Origin of the sequence: Roseomonas sp. GC11 (assembly GCF_024437745.1) — a bacterium.
Taxonomy (GTDB): Bacteria; Pseudomonadota; Alphaproteobacteria; order Acetobacterales; family Acetobacteraceae; genus Pseudoroseomonas.
Genome location: NZ_JANFNY010000178.1, coordinates 1 through 2134, shown reverse-complemented (window position 1 = coordinate 2134; position 2134 = coordinate 1). Strand labels below are relative to the sequence as shown.

General features: G+C 74.2%; 2 protein-coding genes. Both read left to right on the top strand.

Translation table 11 applies throughout. The annotated features are described in order from the left end of the window. Positions 1–130 precede the first annotated feature (130 nt). The gene (locus NON00_RS24425; protein WP_256025410.1) at positions 131–748 is read left to right on the top strand and encodes a CDP-alcohol phosphatidyltransferase family protein; all 618 of its coding nucleotides are present in this window, start codon (positions 131–133) and stop codon (positions 746–748) included. Continuing rightward, entirely contained in the window at positions 745–1980 is a 1236-nt protein-coding gene (locus NON00_RS24420; RefSeq protein ID WP_256025409.1) for an AI-2E family transporter, read from the top strand. The genes NON00_RS24425 and NON00_RS24420 overlap by 4 nt, the downstream gene beginning before the upstream one ends. Positions 1981–2134: the final 154 nt, after the last annotated feature.

Below are 2134 nucleotides of genomic sequence, written 5' to 3'. Positions count from 1 at the left end.
GCCGCGGCGGGCGTGGCGCAGCCGGGGGGCGGCCTCGCCCCGCCGGTGCGCTGGGGCGGCGGCGGCGTCCTGGGTGGCGCCCCCGCCCTGCTGCCCGCCGCCGCGCCATCCGGTTTCTGGCAACTCGGCCTTGCCGGGCGCGGCTGAGCCCCCGCCCCCCGAAGGGACACCGCCCGGCCAGGCCGAAGGGCAGGCCGGAGGGCAGGCCCTGGGGGCGCTGACGCTGCCCAATGCCATCACCCTGGCGCGGCTTTTCGCCGTGCCGGCCACGCTCTGGCTGATCCTGCACGGGCGGCTGGACATCGCCTTCTTCGTCTTCGCCGGGGCCGGCCTCTCGGATGCGCTGGATGGCTGGCTGGCGCGGCGGATGGGCAGCCAGTCCAGCCTCGGCGCCCTGCTCGACCCGCTGGCGGACAAGGCCCTGCTGGTCTGCACCTATCTCGGCCTCGCCTGGGCCGGGGTGCTGCCGGACTGGCTGGCGCTGCTCGTCGTCTTCCGGGACGTGCTGATCCTGGGCGGGGTGGCGCTGCTGGCCTTCACCGGGGCGCCGCCGCGCATCCAGCCGCTGCGCATCTCCAAGGCCAATACCGTGGCGCAGATCCTGCTGGCGGCGCTGGCGCTGCTGCTGGCGGGCTTCGGGCTGCGCGCGCCGCTGCTGATGGACGGGCTGGTGGTGCTGGCCACCGGCACCACCCTCGCCTCCGGCCTCGCCTATCTGCTGCCGCGCCTCGCGGGGGAGGGGCGATGAGCCGCCCGCCCGAAGCGCGCCTGCCCGGCGCCTCCGAGGCCCGCCTGCCCGAGGGCCGCACCCTCTCCGCCACACCGCCACCGCCGCGGCTGCCGCCCCCCCCTCCCCCCCCCCTCTCGCCCCCGGCCCCGCCCGCCACGCCGCGCGGGCCGCGCACCGCCACGCGGGCGCAGCGCCTGGCCCTGGCGCTCGGGCTGCTGGCGGCGGGGCTGTTCCTGCTCTGGCTGTTCTCGGCCATCCTGACGCCCTTCGTCCTGGCCGGCTGCGTCGCCTATTTCCTCGACCCGCTGGCCACGCGGCTCTCGCGCATCGGCATCCCGCGCGGGCTGGCCTCGCTGGTGCTGGTCACCGCGCTGATGGCGCTCGCCCTCATCGCCCTGCTGCTGCTCTACCCGCTGATCATCGCCCAGGTCGGCACCCTGCTGGCCCGGCTGCCAAGCTATGCCGCCGGCATCGCCAGCGCCGTGCAGGAAGCCCTGGCCGCGCTGGAGGAGCGCTTCGGGCCGGAGGTCTTCGACACCCGCCTGCGCGACCTCGCGGTCAGCCAGATCGGCGCCATCCTCTCCTATCTCGGCACGGCGGCGACGCGGCTGATCGGCGGCGGCTACGCGCTGTTCTCCGTCTTCACCCTGGTGGTGGTGACGCCCGTCGTCGCCTTCTACCTGCTGCGCGACTGGCCGCGCATCATGATGCGGCTGGAAAGCTGGCTGCCGCGCCGCTCCGCCACCGTGCTGCGCCAGCTGGCGAAGGACACGGACCGCGTGCTCTCCGCCTGGCTGCGCGGGCAATTGCTCTGCTGCGCCCTGCTCGCCGCCTATTACGCCATGGGGCTCTCCGCCGTCGGGCTGGAGCTGGGGCTGATGGTGGGCATCGCCTCCGGGCTGCTCTCCTTCATCCCCTATGTCGGCTCGATGACGGGGCTGGCCACGGCGCTGCTGCTGGCCATCGGCCAGTTCGGCACCTGGAACGGCGTCGGCATGGTGCTGGCCGTCTTCGTCACCGGGCAGGTGGTGGAGGGCTACATCATCTATCCGCGCCTGCTGGGGGACCGGGTGGAACTGCACGCCGTCTGGGTCATCTTCGCCCTCTTCGCCGGCGGCGTGGCCTTCGGCTTCCTCGGCGTGCTGCTGGCGGTGCCGATGGCGGCGGCGCTCGGCGTGCTGGCGCGCTACTGGCTGCGGCGCTACCTGGAAAGCCCGCTCTACCTCGACCCGCCCCGCACCGGCCTGTAAGAGACGGTTGGACGATGCGTGCCGCGCGTGGCCTTGAGGGGGCTTTGCCCCCTCAACCCCCAGCAGGGGACGGGGTCCCCTGCACCCGCCATCAGAAAGGGTTTCCAAAGGCCTCAGGCCTTTGGTGGGGAGAGTTTGAGAGGGGCGAAGCCCC